This window comes from Mycobacterium sp. ZZG (assembly GCF_054786995.1).
Genome location: NZ_JBTBFV010000010.1, coordinates 81,441 through 104,261 on the forward strand (window position 1 = coordinate 81,441; position 22,821 = coordinate 104,261).

19 protein-coding genes are annotated in these 22,821 nt (G+C 69.6%); 8 read left to right on the top strand and 11 right to left on the bottom strand.

The features are described 5' to 3' along the window. Positions 1 to 7: 7 nt before the first annotated feature. From ACXMYJ_RS08780 to ACXMYJ_RS08790, 3 genes are all read right to left on the bottom strand, one after another. The gene (locus ACXMYJ_RS08780) at positions 8 to 289 is read right to left on the bottom strand and encodes a nuclear transport factor 2 family protein (RefSeq protein ID WP_460355532.1); all 282 of its coding nucleotides are present in this window, start codon (positions 287 to 289) and stop codon (positions 8 to 10) included. A 235-nt stretch (positions 290 to 524) separates the two neighbouring features. Then, positions 525 to 1,046 (bottom strand): dihydrofolate reductase family protein, encoded by a 522-nt coding sequence (locus ACXMYJ_RS08785; RefSeq protein ID WP_260756342.1) that lies wholly within the window; start codon positions 1,044 to 1,046, stop codon positions 525 to 527. Continuing rightward, the gene (locus tag ACXMYJ_RS08790; RefSeq protein ID WP_313901365.1) at positions 1,043 to 1,999 is read right to left on the bottom strand and encodes a helix-turn-helix domain-containing protein; all 957 of its coding nucleotides are present in this window, start codon (positions 1,997 to 1,999) and stop codon (positions 1,043 to 1,045) included. The genes ACXMYJ_RS08785 and ACXMYJ_RS08790 overlap by 4 nt, the downstream gene beginning before the upstream one ends. A 260-nt stretch (positions 2,000 to 2,259) precedes the next feature. Between ACXMYJ_RS08790 and ACXMYJ_RS08795 the strand changes: the two genes are divergently transcribed. The 4 genes from ACXMYJ_RS08795 to ACXMYJ_RS08810 all read left to right on the top strand — a co-directional run bounded on the left by ACXMYJ_RS08795 (position 2,260) and on the right by ACXMYJ_RS08810 (position 6,818). After that, positions 2,260 to 2,943, top strand: coding sequence for an SDR family oxidoreductase (locus tag ACXMYJ_RS08795; RefSeq protein WP_443187540.1), 684 nt, complete (start codon positions 2,260 to 2,262; stop codon positions 2,941 to 2,943). 235 nt (positions 2,944 to 3,178) lie between these two features. Continuing rightward, positions 3,179 to 3,922: a 1-acyl-sn-glycerol-3-phosphate acyltransferase gene (locus tag ACXMYJ_RS08800; protein WP_443187583.1), complete on the top strand. Its 744-nt coding sequence runs from the start codon at positions 3,179 to 3,181 to the stop codon at positions 3,920 to 3,922. 11 nt (positions 3,923 to 3,933) lie between these two features. Next, positions 3,934 to 5,577 (top strand): acyl-CoA ligase FadD12, encoded by a 1,644-nt coding sequence (fadD12, locus tag ACXMYJ_RS08805; protein WP_460355472.1) that lies wholly within the window; start codon positions 3,934 to 3,936, stop codon positions 5,575 to 5,577. 2 nt (positions 5,578 to 5,579) lie between these two features. Then, the gene (locus tag ACXMYJ_RS08810) at positions 5,580 to 6,818 is read left to right on the top strand and encodes an alpha/beta hydrolase (protein WP_260756339.1); all 1,239 of its coding nucleotides are present in this window, start codon (positions 5,580 to 5,582) and stop codon (positions 6,816 to 6,818) included. A gap of 85 nt (positions 6,819 to 6,903) precedes the next feature. Here ACXMYJ_RS08810 and ACXMYJ_RS08815 read toward each other — a convergent pair whose 3' ends face one another. Next, complete coding sequence (locus ACXMYJ_RS08815; protein WP_260756338.1) at positions 6,904 to 8,334, bottom strand: WS/DGAT/MGAT family O-acyltransferase; 1,431 nt, start codon at positions 8,332 to 8,334, stop codon at positions 6,904 to 6,906. Between the two features lie 26 nt (positions 8,335 to 8,360). Further along, positions 8,361 to 9,584 carry an alpha/beta hydrolase fold domain-containing protein gene (locus ACXMYJ_RS08820; RefSeq protein ID WP_443187538.1) on the bottom strand — a complete coding sequence of 408 codons (1,224 nt, stop codon included), beginning with the start codon at positions 9,582 to 9,584 and terminating at the stop codon, positions 8,361 to 8,363. Between the two features lie 177 nt (positions 9,585 to 9,761). Between ACXMYJ_RS08820 and ACXMYJ_RS08825 the strand changes: the two genes are divergently transcribed. Next, positions 9,762 to 11,933, top strand: a complete 2,172-nt coding sequence (locus ACXMYJ_RS08825; protein WP_460355535.1) for an acyl-CoA dehydrogenase — start codon at positions 9,762 to 9,764, stop codon at positions 11,931 to 11,933. A gap of 33 nt (positions 11,934 to 11,966) precedes the next feature. After that, complete coding sequence (locus tag ACXMYJ_RS08830) at positions 11,967 to 12,878, top strand: alpha/beta hydrolase (RefSeq protein WP_460355475.1); 912 nt, start codon at positions 11,967 to 11,969, stop codon at positions 12,876 to 12,878. Between the two features lie 3 nt (positions 12,879 to 12,881). Here ACXMYJ_RS08830 and ACXMYJ_RS08835 read toward each other — a convergent pair whose 3' ends face one another. From ACXMYJ_RS08835 to ACXMYJ_RS08845, 3 genes are read right to left on the bottom strand one after another with little or no spacing between them, the layout of a single operon-like run. Next, positions 12,882 to 14,162, bottom strand: coding sequence for an amidohydrolase family protein (locus ACXMYJ_RS08835; protein WP_460355477.1), 1,281 nt, complete (start codon positions 14,160 to 14,162; stop codon positions 12,882 to 12,884). Further along, positions 14,156 to 15,271 carry a CoA transferase gene (locus ACXMYJ_RS08840; RefSeq protein WP_460355480.1) on the bottom strand — a complete coding sequence of 372 codons (1,116 nt, stop codon included), beginning with the start codon at positions 15,269 to 15,271 and terminating at the stop codon, positions 14,156 to 14,158. Before ACXMYJ_RS08840 ends, ACXMYJ_RS08835 begins: the two co-directional genes overlap by 7 nt. 13 nt (positions 15,272 to 15,284) lie before the next feature. After that, positions 15,285 to 16,202, bottom strand: a complete 918-nt coding sequence (locus tag ACXMYJ_RS08845; protein WP_460355537.1) for a hotdog family protein — start codon at positions 16,200 to 16,202, stop codon at positions 15,285 to 15,287. 178 nt (positions 16,203 to 16,380) lie between these two features. Here ACXMYJ_RS08845 and ACXMYJ_RS08850 point away from each other — a divergent pair, with 178 nt between their 5' ends. Both ACXMYJ_RS08850 and ACXMYJ_RS08855 read left to right on the top strand, forming a co-directional pair. After that, entirely contained in the window at positions 16,381 to 17,538 is a 1,158-nt protein-coding gene (locus tag ACXMYJ_RS08850) for an acyl-CoA dehydrogenase family protein (protein ID WP_460355482.1), read from the top strand. Beyond that, entirely contained in the window at positions 17,538 to 18,260 is a 723-nt protein-coding gene (locus ACXMYJ_RS08855; RefSeq protein ID WP_443187535.1) for a GntR family transcriptional regulator, read from the top strand. Before ACXMYJ_RS08850 ends, ACXMYJ_RS08855 begins: the two co-directional genes overlap by 1 nt. Before the next feature lie 31 nt (positions 18,261 to 18,291). Here the strand turns inward: ACXMYJ_RS08855 and ACXMYJ_RS08860 are convergent, their stop codons facing one another. The 3 genes from ACXMYJ_RS08860 to ACXMYJ_RS08870 form a co-directional block, all read right to left on the bottom strand. Beyond that, positions 18,292 to 19,179, bottom strand: coding sequence for an enoyl-CoA hydratase/isomerase family protein (locus tag ACXMYJ_RS08860; protein ID WP_443187534.1), 888 nt, complete (start codon positions 19,177 to 19,179; stop codon positions 18,292 to 18,294). After that, complete coding sequence (gene fadD4, locus ACXMYJ_RS08865) at positions 19,176 to 20,726, bottom strand: fatty-acid--CoA ligase FadD4 (protein WP_443187533.1); 1,551 nt, start codon at positions 20,724 to 20,726, stop codon at positions 19,176 to 19,178. Before fadD4 ends, ACXMYJ_RS08860 begins: the two co-directional genes overlap by 4 nt. Before the next feature lie 143 nt (positions 20,727 to 20,869). Continuing rightward, positions 20,870 to 22,699, bottom strand: a complete 1,830-nt coding sequence (locus ACXMYJ_RS08870) for a phosphoenolpyruvate carboxykinase (GTP) (RefSeq protein WP_260756328.1) — start codon at positions 22,697 to 22,699, stop codon at positions 20,870 to 20,872. Positions 22,700 to 22,821: the final 122 nt, after the last annotated feature.

Consider the following 22,821-nt stretch of genomic DNA (forward strand, 5'->3'; position numbering starts at 1 on the left):
GGGAGTGTCAGCCGCACCCAGACCCTTGCTCAGTCTCGATCGGGAACGAATGGTGCTCGTGGGCGATCAGCCACCGGCCGTCCACCTTGCGCAGGCCCATCGTGACGCGCAACCGCTCACCGGGTTTGGCCTCGAGCTGCTCGGGCCGGCCGCAGCGCAGCAGCGCGTACGCGAACCCGACGTCGTGACCGGCGACGACGTCGAGGTCGACGAGCTCGAACACCGCTCCGCCAGCGAGGAATTCGAAGAACGGTGGCCAGGAGTCACGGTAGGCGTCGATCCCGTGGATCCCGTGGCACGGCGGGGCACGTCGAACATCACGATGTCGTCGGTGTGCGCGGCGAGCACTCCGTCATGGTCACGAGCCTGGATCGCCGCGACCCACCGCTCGATGGTGTCCTGAATCTGGCCCTGGTTATCGGTCATGCCGGTTCCGACCTCCGCCAAACCCGGAACTCATCGCCGAGCAGACACAAAGTCGCACGGAGAAGGCCCCAGGAGTGCGATTTTGCGTCTGCTCGCGGTCAGGCGCGGCGCCAGCGGGCGCACACGAAGTCCGCGTTGACCGCCGAGGACACCAGCTTCCATTCCGAACGCAGCGGCAGCACCGGCGATCCGGCGCCCAACGTGCACGGCGCGTAGGACACGATCACCTCGTCGACCAGACCCGCGGCGACGAACTGGGCGGCGACGTCCCCGCCGCCGACCACCCACACGTCCCTGCCGTCTGCCGCCGACACCAAGGTCGGGTGCAGCTCGGTGACGTCGCCGGCGAAGGTGTGCACGTCATGGCCGTCGGCGATCAGGCCCGGCCGGTGGGTCAGCACCCAGGACGGCTGCGGGTACATCCATTCGCCCGGGTGGTTGTGCAGGATCCACTCGTAGGTGTCGGCACCCATCACCAACGCCCCCACCGACGCCAGGAACGGGTCGATGGCGAAGGGGCCGTCGGCGTCGATGTCGCGGGACGTGAGCCAGTCCAGGCTCTTGTGCTCGTCGACGATGTACCCGTCCAGGCTCGAGGCGGTGTAGTAGACGGTGCTCACTGATCTCCCCTCATCCAATCCAGCGGGTCGCCGCACCGGCTCGTCGCGCCGAGGCGCGCCAGCATCGTGCGGGCGAGTTCGCGGCGGTGCGCCGAGTACGTCAGCACATGCGCGACGATGCCGTAGAGCTGGAAGGACTCCGGCGGGTCGCAGAGCGCGTCGATCACGGTGTCCCCCAGCCGTCCGGCCGCGGTGTACTCCGCCACCATCGCCCGCCAGCGCGCTGCGAGGCCGTCGTGGTGCGCGGCCAGCTCGACGGCGGTGACGGACTCGGGTCGGGTGGCGCTGCGTGACGGGAAGTCGTCACCGGCGATGGTGGCCAGCCAGACCTCCTTGGTCCACACGATCGCGCCGAGCACCGCGCCCACACTCGGTTCGGGGCCGTCCCAGTGGAGCACCGTCTGCCCGTGCGCGATCTCGGCCACCCACTCATCGGCGGTCAGCTGCGCGGCCCGTTCGATGAGATGCGCGGTGTCGGCGAGGTCGTGCTCGACCATCAACGCCGCGATGTCGGGCGCGTGCGCAGCGCCTGGTTCGCCGGGATCGCTGTCCAGCCACAGTGACTGCGGCGGATGGAAGTGCAGGCCGTTGGGCGCCGGGAGCCGGAAGTGGATCTCGCCGGCCTGTGACGGCGGCCGGCCGTACGTGCGGCGGAATGCCCGGGAGAACACCTCGGCCGACGACCAGCCCTCGTCCGCGGCCACGGCGGACACCGGCTCGCCGCGTTGCAGCCGCCAGGCGGCGCGCTCCAGCATCACCCTGCGCCGCAGTGCCGCCGGCGATTCCCCGGTCAACCGTCGGACCTCACGGGAGAAGTGGAATTCCGAGCTGTAGCTACTGCGGGCCATGTCGCCGACATCGCCGTTGGACGAGTCGGTGACGGCGTCGAGGAGTTCGCGGAGCCGGTCGCGGCGACGCAGAGCCGCGTGCCCAGGCGAAGAATCGTCGGTCACGGTCTCCGAGTATCGTCGGCCGCCGCGACCGGGAACATGACTTTTCCTGCTGCCCTACTGCCTACTTCGGGCACGGCCCACCGGGCCTCGACAACACCCGCCCCGAAAATCATTGTGGCGGAATCCCCCGACCGGGTTCCGCCACAGTGATTCGAACCTACAGTGGGCGGTCCGGATCCGTCGGGCGTTTCGGACTACCAGCCAGCTGCAATTCCTCGCCGGCGGGGACTGCGCGGCGGTGCCGCGGTGTTGAGGTCGACATGACGAACACAGGACACCTCACCGCACTGGTCACCGGAGCCAACCGGGGCCTCGGCCGACGCTTCGCCGAGCAGCTCGTGGCGCGCGGCGCCAAGGTCTACGCAGCCGCCCGGCGACCCGAGACGATCGACCTGCCCGGGGTGGTGCCGATCCCGCTCGACATCACCGATCCGGAATCGGTGCACCGTGCCGCCGAACTGGCCCCGGACGTCACCGTCGTGATCAACAACGCCGGTGTGTCGACCAGCGCCGGTTTGCTCGACGGCCCTCTGGACGACATCCGGCTGGAGATGGAGACGCACTACTTCGGCACCCTGGCCGTGATCCGGGAGTTCGCGCCGGTCATCGAACGCAACGGGGGCGGCTCGATCCTGAACGTGCTCTCGGTGCTGTCGTGGCTGCACCCGCCGACCAGCGGGGCGTACTCCGCGGCGAAGGCCGCCGGGTGGGCGATGACCGACGCGGTACGCCAGGAGCTCGCGCCGCGCGGAGTCCACGTCGCCGCGTTGCACGTGGGCTACATGGACACCGACATGGTCAGCGACATCCCTGCCGAGCAGAAGACGGACCCCGCCGTGGTCGCCGAGCTCGCGCTCGACGGCCTGTTCGCCGGAGCGCCCGAGATCCTGGCCGATGACCTGACCCGCGCGGTGAGGGCCCAGCTGTCGGCGGCACCCGCCTGATCAAGATCAAGGTTGCGATCGGGCGACCGAGCTTGACGGCCCCGTACCGGTACTGGTTTCTTCGGTCAGTGACGCTGCTCATAGGCACGCTTCGACGGCCATGAGCAGTGGGTACACTGGCAAAACTAGAACACGTTCCAGTATTGAGGGGGCCGCCGTGGGTGCGACCGACGACCAGACCGACATCGAGACGTCCGAGATCACCAAGTGGGATCCCGTGCTCACCGAGCGGGTGATGGGCCTCCTCAAGCCGTTCCTCAAGGGCTGGCACCGTGCCGAGGTGCGCGGGCTGGAGGACTTCCCGAACGGTGGCGCGCTGGTGGTATCCAACCACTCCGGCGGGTTGTTCCCGATGGACGTGCCGGTCTTCGCCAGCGGTTTCTACGACAAGTTCGGCTTCGACCGGCCGGTCTACACGCTCAGCCACGACATGCTGATGGTCGGCCCCACCGGCGCCTTCTTCAAGAAGACCGGTTTCATCCCGGCCAATCACCGCAACGCCGACGAGGCGCTGCGCTCGGGCGGTGTCGTGGTGGTGTTCCCCGGCGGTGACTACGACGTCTACCGTCCGACACTGGCCGCAAACAAGATCGACTTCGGGGGGCGCACCGGGTACGTCAAGGCGGCGTTGAACGCCGGTGTCCCGATCGTGCCGACGGTGGGCATCGGCGGCCAGGAGAGTCAGCTGTTCCTGACCCGCGGCACGGAGGTGGCCAAAGCACTGGGTCCGGTGGCGCGGGCGTTCCGCGCCAAGATCGTGCCGGTGTCGTTCGGTTTCCCGTTCGGCCTGTCGGTGGTGCTGCCATTGAACGTGCCTCTGCCGTCGAAGATCACGATGAAGGCGCTGCCGCCGATCGACATCGTCGCCGAGTTCGGCGAGGATCCCGACATCGACGAGGTCGACGCTCATGTGCGGCGGGTGATGCAGCGAGCCCTCGACGAACTGGCCCGAGAGCGCCGGCTCCCGGTGCTGGGCTGAGCCAGGTGCCCATGGGAATCACCGACTCCGTCACCAACGCCCTCGGCCTGGTCTCGACGATGGTGCGCGCCGGCGTCATCGCACCGATGCGGCCCGACAAGTACCTGCGCATCACCGGCGCGATGCAGCGCGAGAACATGGCGATCACGTCCGGGTTCGCCGCGGCCGCCCAGCGCTGCCCGGACCGGGCCGGACTGGTCGACGAACTCGGCATCCTGACGTGGCGCCAGATCGACCGGCGCGCCGACGCTCTCGCCGCCGCACTGCAGGCGCAGCCCGGCGGCCAGCCCGAGGTGATCGCGCTGATGGCGCGCAACCACCGCGGTTTCGTCGACGCGCTGATCGCGGCCAACCGAATCGGCGCCGACGTCCTGCTGCTCAACACCTCGTTCGCCGGGCCCGCGCTGGCCGAGGTGATGGATCGCGAGGGCGAGGGCCGCTCCGTCGCGGTCATCTACGACGAGGAGTTCACCGAGACGGTCGACCGCGCGCTGGCCGGACGACCCGACACCACCCGCATCGTCGCGTGGACCGAAGGGCCGACCGACCGGCACACGGTCGAGGCGTTGATCGACGCGCACACCGGACAGGAGCCGGTGCGCTCGCTGGCCAAGAGCCGGGTCATCCTATTGACCTCGGGCACCACCGGAACGCCCAAGGGCGCCAAACACTCCGGCGGCGACCCGAGCGTGCTCAAGGCCATCCTCGACCGCAGCCCGTGGCGCGCCGAGCAGCCCGTGGTGATCGTCGCGCCGATGTTCCACGCGTGGGGCTTCTCGCAGCTGGCCTTCGCCGCGTCCATGGCGTGCACGATCATCACCCGCCGCAAGTTCGACCCGGAGGCGACCCTCGAGCTCGTCGACAAGCACCGCGCCACCGGGCTGTGCGTGGTGCCGGTGATGTTCGACCGCATCATGGAGCTGCCCGAGGAGGTGCTCGGCAAGTACAGCGGCCGCTCACTGCGATTCGCGGCGGCATCGGGTTCGCGGATGCGCCCCGACGTGGTCATCAAGTTCATGGACCGGTTCGGCGACGTCATCTACAACAACTACAACGCCACCGAGGCCGGCATGATCGCCACCGCGACACCGCGCGACCTGCGGGCCGCGCCCGACACCGCGGGCCGGCCGGCCGAAGGCACCCAGATCCGGATCCTGGACGCGGATTTCCACGAGGTCCCCACCGGCGAGGTGGGCGGGATCTACGTGCGGAACTCGACGCAGTTCGACGGCTACACCAAGGGGTCGACCGGGAAAGGCAAGGACTTCCACGAGGGGTTCATGTCGTCGGGCGACCTCGGCTACCTCGACGAGGACGGCCGCCTGTTCGTGGTGGGCCGCGACGACGAGATGATCGTCTCCGGCGGTGAGAACGTCTACCCGATCGAGGTCGAGAAGACGCTGGCCGCCCATCCCGACGTGGCCGAGGCGACGGTGCTCGGCGTCGACGACGAGAAGTTCGGCCAGCGCCTGGAGGCGTTCGTGGTTTTGCAGCCCGGCGCCGCGGCTACCCCCGACACACTCAAGCAACACGTCCGCGACCACCTCGCGAACTACAAAGTGCCCAGGGAGATCACGATTCTCGATGAGCTGCCGCGAAGCATCACCGGCAAGATCTCCCGCAAGGACCTGCAGGAACGCGTCAAGAATGCCTGATAATGCCTAAGCGCCGGCCGCTGCTGCGCGCCGTCGCCGAGCTGCTCAACGCCGCCAACGGGGTCCGCCCGCTGGCGCGCGACGGCTATCCGACCATCCCGGTATTCGCATTCGGCTGGCCCACCTCGGAGATGTCGCCGGTGTACCTGGCCGGTTCGATGCTCGACGCGCTCCGGCGCGGCATCCGCGGCGATTTCCGTGGTCCGCGTGGCCGGATCGCGTTGGGGCTGACCGCGGTCGCCTGGGCTCTGCTGTATCTGATCCACCGCCGCAACGTCGGCTCGCAGCCGTACTTCGAGGATCCGCTGCGCGAGGCGCTCGGCGAGAACTACCAGCGGATCGCCGAGAAGGCCCGCCCGGCCAGGCGTCGCTACGTCGGCGTCTTCCCCAACGACGTGATCCGCCGTCGGTACGTCGAGAGCGTCGTGCAGTACGGGCCGCTGCGAGTCAACAAGGCGGACATCTGGCGCCGGGCCGATCTGCCCCGTGACGGGAAAGCCCCTGTGTTACTTCAGGTTCCGGGCGGAGCGTGGGCGATCGGGATGCGCCGGCCGCAGGCCTACCCGCTGTTGAGCCACCTGGCTGATCACGGCTGGATCTGCGTGTCGATCGACTACCGGGTCAGCCCCCGCCACACCTGGCCCGATCACATCGTCGACGTCAAACGCGCGCTGGCCTGGATCAAGGAGCACATCGCCGAATACGGCGGAGACCCGGACTTCGTCGCGATCACCGGCGGGTCGGCGGGCGGGCACCTGTCGTCGCTGGCGGCGCTGACCGCCGACGATCCGCAGTACCAGCCCGGTTTCGAGGACGCCGACACCTCGGTGGCGGCGGCGGTTCCGATCTACGGCCGCTACGACTGGGTGTCCGCGCGCGGCAGCGGCCGCAGGGAGTTCATCGCGTTCCTGCAGCGGTTCGTCGTCAAGAGGCCGATCGCGCGGCACCGGCAGGAGTACGTCGACGCGTCGCCGATGTACCGGCTGCGCCCCGATGCGCCACCGTTCTTCATCCTGCACGGCCAGGACGACTCGATCATTCCGGTGCCGGAGGGCCGTGAGTTCGCCGACGCGCTGCGCGACGTGTCGAACTCCCCGGTGGTCTACGCCGAGATCCCGCACGCCCAACATGCTTTCGACTTCTACTACGGTTCGCCGCGGGCGCACTACACGGCGCAGGCCGTCGAGGAGTTCCTGTCCTGGGTGATGGCCACCCGTCAGGTTGCCGACAAGGCCAGTTAGCCCGCGGCAGCCGCCTGAGTTCCGCCGAAATCGCATTCCGCGCGGCCCGCGAGCGAATTTGGGCGCGTGGAATGCGATTTCGGCGTCAGTGGGCGACGTCGTTGGGCATCGCCGACTCGACGACCGTGAGCTCGGCGGAAAGCCCCGCCGCGCGGCGAATCTCGGTGAACTCCTCGAGCATGGCCGCGGTCAGCTCGTGTGGATCCTCGAGCGTGGTCCCGTCGGAGAGCACCGAGATGTTGATCTGGTCGACGTAACTCCACACCGTGATGTTGAGTCCACTGCCGGCGGTCAGCGGCCCGACCGAGTAGATCTCGGTGACAAGCGCACCGCCGACGCGGGCGCGCTCCCGCGGGCCGGGCACATTCGAGATCGGCAGGTTCATCACCTTGTTCTGGCCGTCCTTGTTCGACAGCCAGCGGAACATCGCCTCGGCCGGGGCGGGCGGGAAGTACGCCGACCACCGGCTGACCAGTTCGGGCCCGATCAGGTTGTTACTCTCCTTGCCTGCGGCCGCGGCGACGTGCGCGGCCTTGACCCGGCTCAGCGGGTCCTCGAGGTCGACGGGCAGGCTGACCAGCACACCGGTGAAGTAGTTGCCCGAGATCCGGTCGCGGGAGAAGTCGAAGCTCACCGGCACCGACGCCAGCAGCGGGTGGTCGGCGCGACCGTCGTAGCGCAGCAACAACTTTCGCAGCGCGCCGGCCGACATCGCCAGCACCATGTCATTGATCGTGACCCCGAGCTGCTTGCCGGTGTGTTTGACGTCGTCGAGTGACAGCGTCGCGGTGGCGAAGCGTCTGGTCGCATCGATCATGTGGTTCATGAACGACGGCGGCGGAGTGAACGGCCGGGTCAGCTCCGGGGACAGCTTGTGTTCGCTGCGCTGCACACGCCGCACCCCCGCAGCCGTGTACCGCACCACGCCGGGCAGTTTGGCGATCTGGCGCATGTGGTCGGCGAACGCCGTGCGCACCAGCTCCCCCCGGGTCGGGACCGGATCGGTGGCGTAGGAATCGCGGTCGGCCTGCGGGCTGTCCTGCAGATCCATGCCGCGGGCCAGCAGGTTCGCCGACGCGACACCGTCGGCCAGCGCGTGGTGGATCTTGCCGAGCACCGCGATGCGGCCGCCGGCCAGGCCCTCGATCAGATACATCTCCCACAGCGGGCGGCTGCGGTCCAGCGGGGTGCTCGCGATGCGGCCGACCGCCTCGTCAAGCTCGCGACGGCCGCCCGGCGCGTCGGCCCGGCAGGACCGGACGTGGTACTCGAGGTCGACCTCGGCGTTCTCCCGCCACATCGGATGGTGGAACTTGAACGGGATGTCGATCAGCTCGTACCGGAACGGGTCGAGCTTGTAGAGCCGGCTGTGGATGACCTTGCGCAGCTCCTCGACACCGAAGTGCGCCCCGCCGAGATCGTCGAGCTCGATCACGGCGAGCTTCAACGTGTGCATGTGGACGTTGGGGGTTTCGCTGTACAGCAGCACAGCGTCCCAGCCACGAAGCCTCTTCACCGCGCCACCTTCCGCACCGGAGGTGACTATATAACCTCTTTGGCCCCGATGAGGCTCCGGTTTCGGTGAATGTGGTTGAGGAACAAGCCGATTGCGGTCGCCGCGGCTCCGGTGCGGGCACCGTCGGTCATGTCGAAACCGTGGCCCGCGCCGGGAAGCTCGACATAGCCGACCACCGAACGGGAGACGCCGCGCAGACGTTCGACGAAACTCTGGGCCTGGGCCACCGGGATCACGCTGTCACCGGTGCCGTGGACGACCAGGAACGGCGGCGCCTCCGGATGGACCCGCGCCACCGGCGAGGCCTTGCGGTACACGTCGGGATGCTTGTCGAACTTGCGCTTGACCACGACCCGTTCCAGGAAGTCCATGAAGCGGACCCGCTCGACCGTCGACTTGTCCTCCCAGTCGTAGCGGCCGTATACGCCGACCACCGCGTCGACCGACGTGTCCGAACCCTCGGGCAGCTCGCCCTGCATCTCGGGGTCGTTGGCGGTCAACCCGGCCAGCGCGGCGAGGTGGCCGCCGGCCGAGGTCCCGGAGATCGCAACGAAGTTACGGTCGCCGCCGAACCGGTCGACATTGGCCCTGGCCCATGCGATCGCGGTCTTGACGTCGCTGATGTGGGCGGGCCACGGATGGTGCGGCGCCACCCGGTAGTCGATGGACAGACACACCCAGCCCTGCTGGGCTAGATGGGACATCAACGCGTAGCCCTGCAGCATCCTGCTGCCGTGAACCCAGGCCCCGCCCGGCACGAAGATCAGCACCGGCGCCGGCTCCGCCGGCAGGTCGTCCCGGCGCCACACGTCGAGCAACTGCCCCGGCCGCGGACCGTAGCGCACCGAGCTCCGGTGCACGTGCCGGCGGTGCTCACGCATTTTCCAGACCGGCGGGGTGCGCTCGGCGGCGGGCCACTCGATCTCCAGATCCTTGGGACCCACCACATCGCGCAGCGCGGCCTCGGTGACCGCGTTGGTGCAGTCCCGTTCCTGCTTCTTCTTCTCGGCGTCGTTCGGCGTCACCAGCGACTTCGCCAGCGCGCCGACGAAATCGGGGGCGTGTCGGGTGCCCCAGATCCCCGCGGCGGTCAGTGCGCCAAGTGGCTCAAGGTGTTTCCCGATGACCGGCAGCGACGCCGAGGCCACGCTCATCGCCAGCAGGTAGTCGGAGGGGCCGGCGTTGCGCAACCATTGCAGGCGGGTAGTCAGAGTAGGTCCGGGATACCGGGTGGCCGGCCGTTCCGTCATTGCGCGAGCGTACCCCCGCGCGCGGAAACCAAACGACAATCTGGGCGAAGTTGTCTATTCATGTTTTGGCCGTAGTCAATTTGTGACCGGCATCACAGATATGGGACCGGTGCGGCGCGCGATAACGTCGGTTGCCGACCGACACCTTCAGCAGTGAGGCTCACCGTGAGTAAGTCCGTGACCGCGTCCAAACTCGCCATCACCGAGGACCACCAGGATCTCGCCGCGTCCGCGGCCGGCCAGCTCACGCGTCTGCAGACCCTGGCCAAGGCCAGGGCCACTCTCGACGGCGGCGACCCCAGTCCGGCCGACATCTGGTCGGCGGCAGTCGAACTCGGCTGGACCGGGCTCGCGCTCCCCGAGGAGTTCGGCGGCGCGGGCTTCGGTTTGCCGGAACTCTCCGTCGTCGCGGAGTGCCTGGGCAGGCAACTGGCGCCCGGCCCGTTCCTGTCCAGCGCCGCCGCGGCCGTGGTCATCGACCGGTGCGCGCCCGATTCCGTTCGGGCCGCACTGCTGCCCGGCCTGGCCGGCGGCGAGACCGTCGCGGCGCTCGGCGTGTCGGACGGCGTCGCCGTCGGCGCCGACCTGACAGTCACCGGAAAGGCCACCGCGGTGCTCGGCGCCCCCGACGCGTCCGTGCTGGTGCTGGTCGCGGGTCCGGACGTGGTGATCATCGACGCCGGCCCCGATGCCACCGGTGTCACGATCACCCCACTCGACTGCCTGGACACCACCCGTCGCATCGGCGACGTGACGCTGAACGACGTCGCCGTGCCCGAGGAACGGGTGCTGCGCGACGCCGCCCGCAATGCCCGGACGGTGTTCCGCATCCTCACCGCGGCCGAGGCCGTCGGTGTCAGCTGGGCGGCACTGGACATGGCCGTCGAGTACGCGAAAGTGCGCGAGCAGTTCGGCCGTACGATCGGCACCTTCCAGGCCGTCAAGCACCACGCCGCCAACATGCTGGTGGCCGCCGAGGTCGCCACGGCCGCCACCTGGGATGCCGCCCGGGCCGAGGACCTCGACAGTTCCTGGTTCGCCGGCGCGGTGGCCGCCACGCTGGCCAACCGCGCGCAGGTATTCAACGCGCAGAACAACATTCAGCTACACGGAGGTATCGGGTTCACCTGGGAACACGATGCGCACCTGTATCTGCGGCGGGCGCGCACCCTGGCGGCGCTGGCGGCCGACGGCGCCGACCCGGTGCTCGACGTCGTCGACGCCCAGCGCGGCGGCCAGGCCCACGGCGCGTCGTTCACGCTGCCGCCCGAGTCCGAGCAGTACCGCAGCCAGGCCCGCGAGGCCGCGGCGAAAACCCGGGCCCTGCCCGTCGACCGCCAGCGCGACCACCTCGTCGACTCCGGATATCTTGTCCCGCACTGGCCGCGGCCGTGGGGCCGCAGCGCGAACGTGCTGGAGCAGCTGGTCATCGAGGAGGAGTTCGCCGACGTCGACCGTCCCGACATGGGGATCACCGGGTGGGTGGCACTGACGATCGCTCAGGCCGGCACCGAGGAGCAACGCGAGCGCTGGGTGGAACCGGTGCTGCGGGGCCAGGTGATGTGGTGCCAGCTCTTCTCCGAGCCGGGCGCGGGGTCGGACGCCGCGGCGGTGCGCACCTCGGCCAAGAAGGTCGACGGCGGCTGGCGGGTGACCGGGCAGAAGGTGTGGACCAGCCTGGCGCACATGTGTCAGTGGGGCCTGGCCACGGTCCGCACCGACCCTGATGCTCCGAAGCACGCCGGGGTCACCATGATGGCGATCGACATGACGGCCGCGGGCGTCACGGTGAACCCATTGCGCGGGCTCACCGGTGATTCGCACTTCAACGAGGTGTTCTTCGACGACGTCTTCGTGCCCGACGCCGATGTGGTCGGCGACGTCAACAAGGGCTGGCTGGTCGCGCGCGCGACGCTGGGCAACGAGCGGGTCTCGATCGGCGGTGGCTCCGGCGCCCCGACCGGCACCACCCCCGACCATCTGATCAAGCTGCTCGACAGCGCACCGGAGACGGCGGCGGGCTACGTGCGCCGCGCCGGCGAGGTGATCGCCGAGCTGCACACGCTCCGGTTGCTCAATCTGCGGCGGGCCACCCGGGCGATCGCCGGCGCCGAGCCCGGACCGGAAGGCAACGTCACCAAACTGCTGGTCGCCGAGTCGGGTCAGCGGCTCACCGAGCTCGCGTTCGAGTTGGCCGGCACCGCGGCGGTCACCGAGCAGATCCCGCAGCTGACCCGCAGCTACATGGGCAACCGGGCCATGACCATCGCCGGGGGAACCTCGGAGATCACCCGGAACACGGTTGCCGAGCGGATCCTCGGACTGCCGCGAGACCCGCTACTTCGCTGACGGAAGCCGTCACCGCACACGCATACTTGTCGGATGCCCCGCATAAATTTCCACCCCGAACTGCGCCGCAGTGCCCGCATCCTGCCCAGACAGATGATCACGCCGGTCACGCTGCCGTTCATGCGGGCGGCGTCCCGGCTGATGTGGCGCAGCGGCGACGCCCCCGACGATATCGAGGTGCTGACGCTGTCCTCCGGGGTCGGGGTGCGGCTGTTCCGTCCCCGCGGCGTGGCGCCCTGCCCGGGACCGGCGCTGCTGTGGATCCACGGCGGCGGCTACGTCATTGGCGACGCCGCCCAGGACGACGTGCTGTGCCGGCGTTTCGCGCGGGAACTCGGCGCGACGGTCGCGTCGGTGAACTACCGGTTGGCACCCGAACATCCGTACCCGACTCCGCTGGAGGATTGCTACACCGCGCTGGGCTGGTTGTCGCGGCTGCCGTCGGTGGATCCGGCACGCGTCGCGATCGGCGGAGCCAGCGCCGGCGGCGGGCTGGCGGCCGCGCTGGCACTGCTGGCCCGCGACCGCGGTGAGATCCCGGTCGCCGCACAGGTTCTGGTATATCCGATGATCGACGACCGCACGGTGGACCGCCACGGGCTCGACCACCCGGGACACCGGCTGTGGAACCAGTCGAGCAACCGCTTCGGCTGGCGGGCCTACCTCAAGGACGCCGATCCGACCGAGGCGGTCCCGGCCCGCCGCGAGGATCTCGCCGGGCTCCCGCCGGCATGGATCGGCGTCGGCACCCTCGACCTGTTCCACGACGAGGACCTGGCCTACGCCGAGCGACTGCGGGAGGCCGGCGTGCCGTGCGAGGTGATGGTCGTCGACGGCGCCTTCCACGGGTTCGACGGAATCGCGCCGAAAGCGTCTGTGTCACAGTCGTTCTTCAACAGCCAGTGCGCGCTGCTACGGACGGCGTTCGCGCCCGCGGCGGCCTGACACTCACCGGCGCTCATAGACGAGCCTGCCGCCGATGACCGTGGCGGCCACGGCAGCGGCGTCCAGTTCGGCGGGCGCGGCCGGCGGCGGGGTGGACAGGATGCACAGATCGGCGGCCGCGCCGGGCTCGATCCGCCTCGGGACGGCCGGCCGGTCCGGCGCGCCCAGGAACATCGTCAACGCCGTTGCCGCCGAGACACGTTCACCGTCGCCCAGTACCCGGCCGGACGGCGTGGTGCGGTGCACGGCAGCGCGCATCACCGCCCACGGATCGAGGTCGCCGAACGGCGCGTCGGTGGACAGCGCCACCGTCACCCCGGCGCGGGTCAGCGAGGCGACGCGCCACAGCTCGTGGTGTTCGGCCGCGTCGAGGTCGGTGAGGTACTGGTCGCCGCGTTCGGCGACGAAGTTCGGCTGGGTCACCACGGTCACCCCCGCGGCGGCGAGCTGGGCCAGCGTCCCGTCGGGCACCACCGCGGCGTGCTCGATACGATCGAGCGGATGAATGCCGTTGAGGCGCAACGCCTCCAGCGTCACGACCAGCTGGGCGGCGGTGACGCAGTGCACCGCGACCGGCGCGTCGGCGGCGCGCCGGTCGGCGATCCATCCGCTCACCTCATCGAGGTCGAGCGCGTCATCGTGCAGGATGCGCTTGCCCGGGGACAGCCACCGGACTCGCTGGGACATCTGCTTGGGCAGCTGGTCCGGATCGGCGAGATCCGGTGTGGCGTCGGTGACCCCGGTGACGCCGAGCCGGCACAGTCGCGCGCTCAGGCCGGCGAGGTCGGGTTCCTGACGCAGCTCGGCCGCCCAGCCGGCGTCGGCGCTGGGCAGCCGACCGTCGGCATGGTCCGTCAGCCCGACGCGGTGCAGCGCGGCACTGTTCAGGATCCACTGCACGCCGCTGCGGTGCTGGACCCGCACCGGAACCGACGGCGCGACGTCGTCGAGCACGTGCCGGTCCAGCGGTCCGGCGGCGGCGTCGTGGTAGCCGACCGCACGGATCCAGCCGTGCGCATCCACCGGCGCGGTGGCCAGCACCCGGGCCAACTCGGCCCTGGTGTGCACCACCTCGGGACCAACCCGGACCGAGTGCAGCGCGGCCGCGGCCGCGCGCAGGTGGATGTGGTGGTCGTGCAGGCCCGGCAGCACGGCGCCGCCGGCGGCGTCGTACTCCGGTTCGCCGGGCCGGCGCGTCAGCCCTGCGCCGACCTCGAGGATGCGCTCGCCGACGCGTAGGTCGGTCGCGGTGCCGTCGAGCAGCCTCGCCCGCCGGATCAGCACGATCCGGCCAGCCGTTCGGCGACCAGACGCTCGACGGCGTCGTTGTCCGCGCCCGGCGCTGGGCCGCGACTCGGGTTCGGCGGCGCTGTCGTGCAGTCGATTTCGCGGTCGCGGGGCAGTTCGGCGTAGGTCGCGGCGACCGCGGCCATCGACATCTCCACCAGCTCCCCGCCGCCTCTGGCCTGCGATTCGAGCACCGCACGGGCTGCGTGCAGCCCGGTCAACGGGTCGGCGATCGCGTCCCCGCAGAACCGCGGCGCCTGCGCGGTACCGCCGACGAGACCGCCCGAGACCGCCGCGTCGTCGCCGAACGCGACCCAGTCGGCGCGGCCGTCCGCCGTTCCGTGACCGGTGATCCGTATCCAGGTGCGGCCGGCACGTACGGGCACGCTGTCCGGACTCAGGCCACGCCGGCGCAGTGCCGCGGGCCGGGAGGACTCGATCACCACGTCGGCCGCGGCCAGCAGCCGGCGTAGCGGCCCGGGGTGCGCGAAATCAGCGTGGTAAGAGAGCTTTCCGGCGTTCATCCAATCGAAGACATCGCGGGGTCCCTGCCGTGTCCCGTCCGGGCGGGCGGCGCTCTCCACCTTCACGACGGTGGCGCCCCCGCTCGCGAGCAACCGGCCGCACAGCGGGCCGGCCCACATCGAGGACAGGTCGGCGACGAGCAGCCCCGCCGCCGAGGCCGGCTGTGCCCGCGGCCCCAAGGCGCGCAGAACCGGTGCGGCAGGCGCGGTTTCACCGAGGACGCCGACGGGCAGGCCGAGCAGCCGCGCCCGCTCGGCGAAGCCGGTCACCCCGAGGTCGCGCACGCAGCGCTCGACCGCCCGCCAGGGGTCGGTCATCACATCGTCAGTCTGGGTCAGCGCGGGGACCGCGGCGACGTCGTCGCCGCGGGACAGGGTCAGCGCGCACCAGCCGTCGCGGGCGGCCATCAGCCGGGTGGCCCCGCCTGCGGAGATCCGGTCGCCGCAGCGCAGGCCCAGCAGTGCGGCCCGGCCGCCGAGCAGTTCCGCTGCGTCGACGGTGATCCCGGTGCGCGCGCCCACGTCGCGGGCGACCGAGCTTGCCCGGTCGAGCACGGCGGCAGGGATGCGCACGGGTGTCACCACACCATTGTGATCAGAAGTGCAGCACGCTGAACCGCCAGTCCAGCACCTGGCGGTCCTCGTCGGGTCCGGCCGCGTAGACCACGGACCGCAACCGCAGCACCCCGCCCCGCCCGCCCGGCAGCGGCTCAGCCGCCTCGATCGTGAGATCGCTGTACAACGTGTCGTTCTCATCCACCGGCCCGGTGTGGTCGCAGGATTCCCAGCCCAGCACGGTCACCAGGTTGGGCAGCAACCGGGCGGCCTGGGCCAGGGCCAGGCCGATGGTGTGCCCGCCGTACACCAGGCGCCGGCCGGCGACCCGTGAATCATGATGGGTGGCTGCGATGTTCAAGGACAGCCTGGCCAGTTCGGGGGCACTGCTGACCACGTCGGCGGTGCTGCGCAGGACGGCGCCGGCGAGCGCGGGGTCGAAGTGCGGGCCCGGCACTCGCGCCCGGAACATCTCGGCGTCCCAGTCGGCGGTCGGGTCGGTCACGGGCCCTTCGCCGGCACCGATGGCGGACAGATCGTCGGCGTGCCCGGTCTGCACGGTGTCGCCGCTCAGCGGCAGCATGGCGCACCGGTAGAAGTCCAGCACCAGTCGCCCGACCCCGTCGATTGTCGTCATGCGCAGTGCGGCAAGGCCGGTGGGCGCTCGCCCCGGTTTCGCCGTGTTCTGCCGAAGACCCACGACCTCGGTGCGGGTGAACAGGGTGTCGCCGATGACCGGGTAGCGGTAGAACGTCAGGCCGCGGTAGAAGAGGTTGGCCTTGACCCGCTGGGTCGCCAACGTGGACTGGCCGATCGCGACGTCGCACACCAGGGCGGGGTGAGCCAGCGGCGCCGTCGCGCCCGTGACCGAGTGGGACAGCTCGGCGTCGAGGGGCAACCGGAGCCGGTCGCCGAGGATCGCCTGATGGGTGGCGGCCACGCCGGCGGTCAACGTCATGGAGGGGGCCGTGTCGAAGACCTGCCCTATCTCCAACTGGTCGAAGAACGGACCGCTCGCGATTTGGCCGTACAAAGTCACAGCGGGTCATGCTGGCAGGACCCAGAACAGCGTGTCAACATGACGGACGTAAATGGCCGTACATTTACGGCAGCTTCACGACACGGAAAGGCTGTGGATGGTCGAGGGATTGAGCAGCGAAGAGGCCATGCTGGTGCAGACGGTCCGTACGTTCGTCGACCGGGAGGTGAAGCCGACCGTCCGCGACGTCGAGCACGCCAACACCTACCCGGCGGCGTGGATCGAGCAGATGAAGCAGATCGGCATCTTCGGCCTGGCGGTCCCGGAATCCCACGGCGGTGCGCCGGTGTCGACCCGGTGCTATGTGCTGGTCACCCAGGAGCTGGCCCGCGGCTGGATGAGCCTGGCCGGCGCCATGGGCGGGCACACCGTGGTGGCCAAGTTGCTGACGCTGTTCGGCACCGACGAGCAGAAGCAACGCTATCTGCCCGCGATGGCCGGCGGGGAGCTGCGGGCAACGATGGCGCTGACCGAGCCAGGTGGTGGTTCGGACCTGCAGGCGATGTCGACGGTCGCCCGGGCCGACGGTGACGACCTGGTGGTCGACGGCGCCAAGACGTGGATCTCCAACGCGCGCCGTTCCGGCCTGGTCGCGCTGCTGTGCAAGACCGACCCCGACGCCACCCCCCGGCATGCCGGCATCTCGGTGGTGCTGGTGGACAACCCCACCACGGGGTTGACGGTGTCGCGTGATCTGCCCAAGCTCGGATACAAGGGGGTGGAGTCGTGCGAGCTGTCGTTCGACGGATGCCGGGTGCCGCGGTCGGCGATCCTCGGCGGGGTGGCCGGCAAGGGCTTCGCGCAGATGATGAAAGGCCTGGAGACCGGCCGGATCCAGGTTGCATCCCGCGCTCTCGGGGTGGCCTCGGCCGCGCTGGCCGACGCCCTGGCCTATGCGCAGGACCGGGAGAGCTTCGGGCAGCCGATCTGGAAGCACCAGGCCGTCGGCCACTACCTGGCCGACATGGCGACCAAGCTGAGCGCGGCCCGGCAGCTGACGCTCTACGCCGCCGACCGCTACGACAGCGGCGAGCGCGCCGACATGGAGGCGGGAATGGCCAAGCTGTTCGCCTCCGAGGTCGCGATGGAGATCGCGCTCAACGCGGTGCGGATCCACGGGGGGTACGGCTACTCCACCGAGTACGACGTGGAGCGCTATTTCCGTGACGCCCCACTGATGATCGTCGGTGAGGGCACCAACGAGATCCAGCGCAACGTCATCGCCGAACAGTTGGTGGCCCGGGGCGGAATCTGATGCCGCCGGCCTATCAGGTTCTGCGCGAACGGCTTCGGGAGGAGATCGTCGCGGGCCGGTATCCCGACGGCACCCGGCTGCCGACGGAGTCCGAACTCGTCGCCCGCCACGGCCTGTCCCGGCAGACGGTCCGTCGCGCGTTCCAGGATCTCGTCGCCGAGGGCGCGGTGTACCGGGTGCCCGGGCGCGGCAGCTACGCCCGCGACCAGGGCCGGCGCTACCTGCGGCAGCTCGGCTCGATCGAGGATCTGATGAGCCTGTCGGTCGACACCACGATGGAGGTGGTCGACGGGCTGCATCGCCGGGTCGACATCGACGCCGCCAGCAGGCTGCGACAGGACGGGGACGTCGTTCACACGGTGCGGTTCCGTCGGGTCCACGACGGTGTGCCGTTCGGTCACACCACGGTTCACCTCCCGCCGGGTGTCGCCGCGCCCGTGCTGAAATCACCCCACCTGGCCACCGGCGCGGTCAGCACGCACACCGTCATCGGTCTGCTCGGACCGCACCTGGAGAGCCCCATCGCCGAAGCGGCGCAATCGATCACGGTCGCGCCGGCCGACGATAGGACCGCCGCCGCGGTCGGCTGCGCACCCGGGCATCCGATGCTGCGGGTGGACCGGCTCTACACCGACCACCGGGGCCGCCCGGTGGAGCTGGCGGTCAGCCAGTTTCTGCCCGAGCAGTACGCCTACCGGGTCACGTTGCGCCGCTCCGGTTAGCGGATCGGGCGCGGCTCACGCGTGCCGGTTTTCACACGACGGAGTCGACCAGGCCCCACCGCAGTGCGGTGGCGGCGTCGACGGTGTGGCCCGACAGCACCAGATACGCTGTGCGCCAACGCCCTATCCTCCGGGTGATGCTGACCGTGCCGCCGGCACCGGGAATCAGACCGAGGGCCAGCTCGGGCAGACCGAGCACCGCGTCTGCGTCGCAGCTCACGGTGCCGCAGAACGCGGCCATCTCCAGGCCGCTGCCCTGCACCTGACCGTGGATCTCGGCACGGCAAGCGCGGCCCAGACGTGCGGTGATCTCGTCGAGCACCAGCGCCGGGCTGTGCCGGGTGCGGGCCACGTGGGCGGAGGCCGGATCGGTGAACGACCCGAACTCGGCGAGATCGCCGCCGCTGCAGAACGACGGGCCGTTGCCGGCCAGCACCACCTCGTCGACGGACGGATCGAGCCGGGCCACCTCGAGCGCGTCCAACAGCGCGGCCCTGGCGTCGGTAGAGAACGCGTTGTGTCGCTGCGGGCGGTTGAACCGGATGGTGAGAAGGTTGCCGTCCCGTTGCGCGACAACCGGATCCGGCGTCCTTGGCACCTGCGCGGGTCCACGCGCGGCAAGCCAGCGCGCGAACTCCGGACCCGACTGCAACGTCGAATACGCCAGTGACTCGGTGACCACCCCGGTGAAGGTGGCACCGGCGGCGTCGAACGCGCGCAGCACGTCGTCGCAGACGGCGGCCGCCACCGGCCAGCGGCCGCACCGCTGCTCCAGCTCGGCGAGTGCGTCACGCACCGACGCGACGGTGACGGCCCGGCGGTCGTCGACGTCGTCTTCGGTCAGCGTGAAGGTGGCTTCGTCGGACGGAGTTCCGACGGCGACGCGGATACCGCCCGCCAGTTCGACCGGATCGTTCACGAGTACTTCTTGATCAGCTCCTGCTTGTACAGCTTGCCCGTGTCGGTGCGGGGCAGCTGCGGCTCGAACGACAGCGACCGCGGACACTTGTAGTGCGCCAGGCGGTCACGCAGCCAGTCAAGGAGCTCGCGCCCGAATTCTTCGGTGGCATCGCTGGGGTCGACGGTCTGCACGACGGCCTTGACCCGCTGGCCCATCTCGTCGTCGGGGATGCCGAACACCGCGGCGTCCATCACCTTCGGGTGGGTGACGAGCAGGTTCTCGGCTTCCTGTGGATAGATGTTCACCCCACCGGAGATGATCATGTGGTGCCGGCGGTCGGTGAGGTACAGGTAGCCGTCCTCGTCGAGATATCCGATGTCGCCGACCGTCTTCCAGCCCTGAGGGTGACGTGAGGACGCGGTCTTGTCGGGATCGTTGAGGTACTCGAAGTCGTAGCCGCCCTCGAAGTAGATCTCACCGGCCTGACCGGGCGGGAGTTCCTGGCCGTCCTCGCCAACGATGTGGATGACGCCCGTCAGCGGCTTGCCCACCGAACCTGGGTGCGTCAGCCACTCCTCGGCGCTGATCAGCGTCGACCCGTGCGCTTCCGAGGAGGCGTAGTACTCGTCGATGATGGGGCCCCACCAGTCGATCATCTGCTTTTTGATGTCCACCGGACACGGGGCGGCGGCGTGCATGACGCGCTCCAGGCTGGACACGTCGTACGACGTGCGTACGTCCTCGGGCAGCTTCAGCATCCGGGTGAACATCACCGGCACGAATTGTCCGTGCGTCACCGTGTGTTTGGCGATCGCGTCCAGCGCACCCTCGGCGTCGAACTTCTCCATCACCACGGTGGTGATGCCGCCGGCCTGGGTCTGCATCGACCACACCGACGGCGCGGTGTGGTACAGCGGGGCCGGGCTCAGATACACCGCGTCCGGGTGCATCCAGAACGACACCAGCGCGGCCATCAATCCGGGCGACTCCGACGGCGGCACATGCGGCAGTTCGCGTTTGATGCCCTTGGGTCGGCCGGTGGTTCCCGACGAGTACTGCAGCAGGTCGCCCTCGATCTCGTCGGCGATCGGGGTGTCCGGCTTGTCGGCCACACACTCGGGATAGGACTGCCAGCCATCGAGGGCTCCGGAGGCGCTTGTCGCCGACGATTCGGCTCCGGAAGCGATCAGCCGCACCGGCGGAAGGCCGTTCGGCAGTTCGGCCTCCAGGCCGGCGAGCGTGTCGGTGAGCTTGGCCGAACCGACGATGGCCTTGGCGCCGCTGTTGTCAACGATGTAGGCGACCTCGGCGGCGGTGAGGTGGGTGTTGATCGGCACGTAGTACAGACCGGCGCGGCGTGCCGCCCACATCACGGCGTGGATGTGCTCGTTGTTCTCCATCAGGATCGCGACGGCGTCGCCCTCGACCAGTCCGGCGTCCCGGAACAGGTGGGCCAACCGGTTGGCCCGCGCCTCGAGTTCGCCGAACGTGACCACAGTTCCGCTGGGGTACATGATGACGGCGGGCTTGTCGGGGCTGGCAACGGCGGTGTCGCGGATCTGCATGCGCTGACTTTACTTCGCCACAGTTGACAGGTGTCAAGAGCGGCTTGTCGGATCCGCACCAGCCCGCTCAGCGACGAGCGTGCGCGAATTCGGCCCGCGGGCGGCGTGTCCGGGCGCAGACACGCACGCTCGCGGTGGAGGGATCAGCGCTCTTCGGCCAGGCGGGTCTTCAGCGCGTCGAACTCGTCCTTGATGCCGGTGGGCAGCTTCTCGCCGACGAACTCGAACCACTCCTCGATCAGCGGCACCTCGGCCTGCCACTCCTCGACCTTGACCGCCAGCGCCTCGTCGACGTCGGCCGGGTCCACGTCCAGACCCTCCAGATCGAGGTCGGCCGCGGTGGGCACGATGCCGATCGGGGTGCTCTTGCCGTCGGCCTTGTGCTCGATGCGCTCGACGGCCCACTTCAGCACCCGGCTGTTCTCACCGAAACCGGGCCACAGGAAGCGGCCGTCGTCACCGCGGCGGAACCAGTTGACGAAGAACACTTTCGGCAGCTGCGACGCGTCGGCCTGCTTGCCGATGTTGATCCAGTGCTGGAAGTAGTCGCCGACGTTGTAGCCGAGGAACGGCAGCATCGCCATCGGGTCACGCCGTACGGTGCCGACCTTGCCCTCGGCGGCCGCGGTCTGCTCGGAACCCAGCGTGGCGCCGATGAAGACCCCGTGCTGCCAGTCGCGGGCCTCGGTGATCAGCGGGACGGTGGTCTTGCGGCGGCCGCCGAACAGGATCGCCGAGATCGGCACCCCCTGCGGGTCGTCCCACTCCGGCGCGAGCGTGGGGCACTGGGAGATCGGGGTGCAGTAGCGCGAGTTCGGATGCGCCGCTTTGGTTTCCGTCTCCCGCAGCACCCAGTCGTTGCCCTTCCAGTCGATCAGGTGGTCGGGCTCGCCCTCCAGGCCCTCCCACCACACGTCGCCGTCGTCGGTCTTGGCGACGTTGGTGAAGACGGTGTTGCCGGCGGCGATCGTCTTCATCGCGTTCGGGTTGGAGTCCCAGTTGGTGCCCGGGGCGACACCGAAGAAGCCGAACTCGGGGTTGGTGGCGTAGAGCCGGCCGTCCTTGCCGAACCGCATCCAGGCGATGTCGTCGCCGACGGTCTCCGCGCGCCAGCCTTCGATGGTGGGCTGGAGCATCGCGAGGTTGGTCTTACCGCATGCCGACGGGAACGCCGCGGCGATGTAGTACGCCTTGTTCTCCGGGCTGATCAGCTTCAGGATCAGCATGTGCTCGGCGAGCCAGCCCTCGTCGTGCGCCATGGCCGACGCGATGCGCAGCGAGTAGCACTTCTTGCCCAGCAACGCGTTGCCGCCGTACCCGGAGCCGAAGCTCCAAATCTCCCGGGTCTCCGGGAAGTGGGTGATGTATTTGGTGTCGTTGCACGGCCACGGCACGTCCGCCTGGCCATCTTGCAGCGGCGCACCGACCGAGTGCAGCGCCTTGACGAAGAAGCCGTCGTCGCCGATCTTCTCCAGCGCCGCCGCACCCATCCGGGTCATCGTGCGCATCGACACCACGACGTACTCGGAGTCGGTGATCTCCACACCCAGCTTGGGGTCGTCGGCGTCGAGCGGGCCCATGCAGAACGGCACCACCCACAGCGTGCGCCCGCGCATGCAGCCGCGGTACAGATCGGTCATGATGCCGCGCATCTCGGCCGGGTCCATCCAGTTGTTGGTGGGGCCGGCGTCGATCTCGCGCTCGGAGCAGATGAAGGTGCGGGACTCGACGCGCGCCACATCGGACGGGTCGGACAGCGCCAGGTAGGAGTTCGGCTGCTTGGCCGGGTTCAGCTTCTGGAAGGTGCCCGCCTCGACCAGCTGCTCACAGAGCCGGTCGTACTCCTCCTGCGAGCCGTCGGCCCATGCGACGCGGTCGGGCTGGGTCAGCTCGGCGACCTCGCGAACCCAGGTGAGCAGACCCTCGTGCTTGGTCGGTGCGTTGTCGAGTCCCGGAATGGTCGCTGCGGTCATGCTGTGTCGTCTCCCCTGCATCTCGACGAAGGCCTGCCAGAACGCAGGCGCCGGAATCAGAACCCAAGGCTCAGATTCCCTGGTCACTGTCTACTGAGGTTAACGCGGGTGACATACCCGCG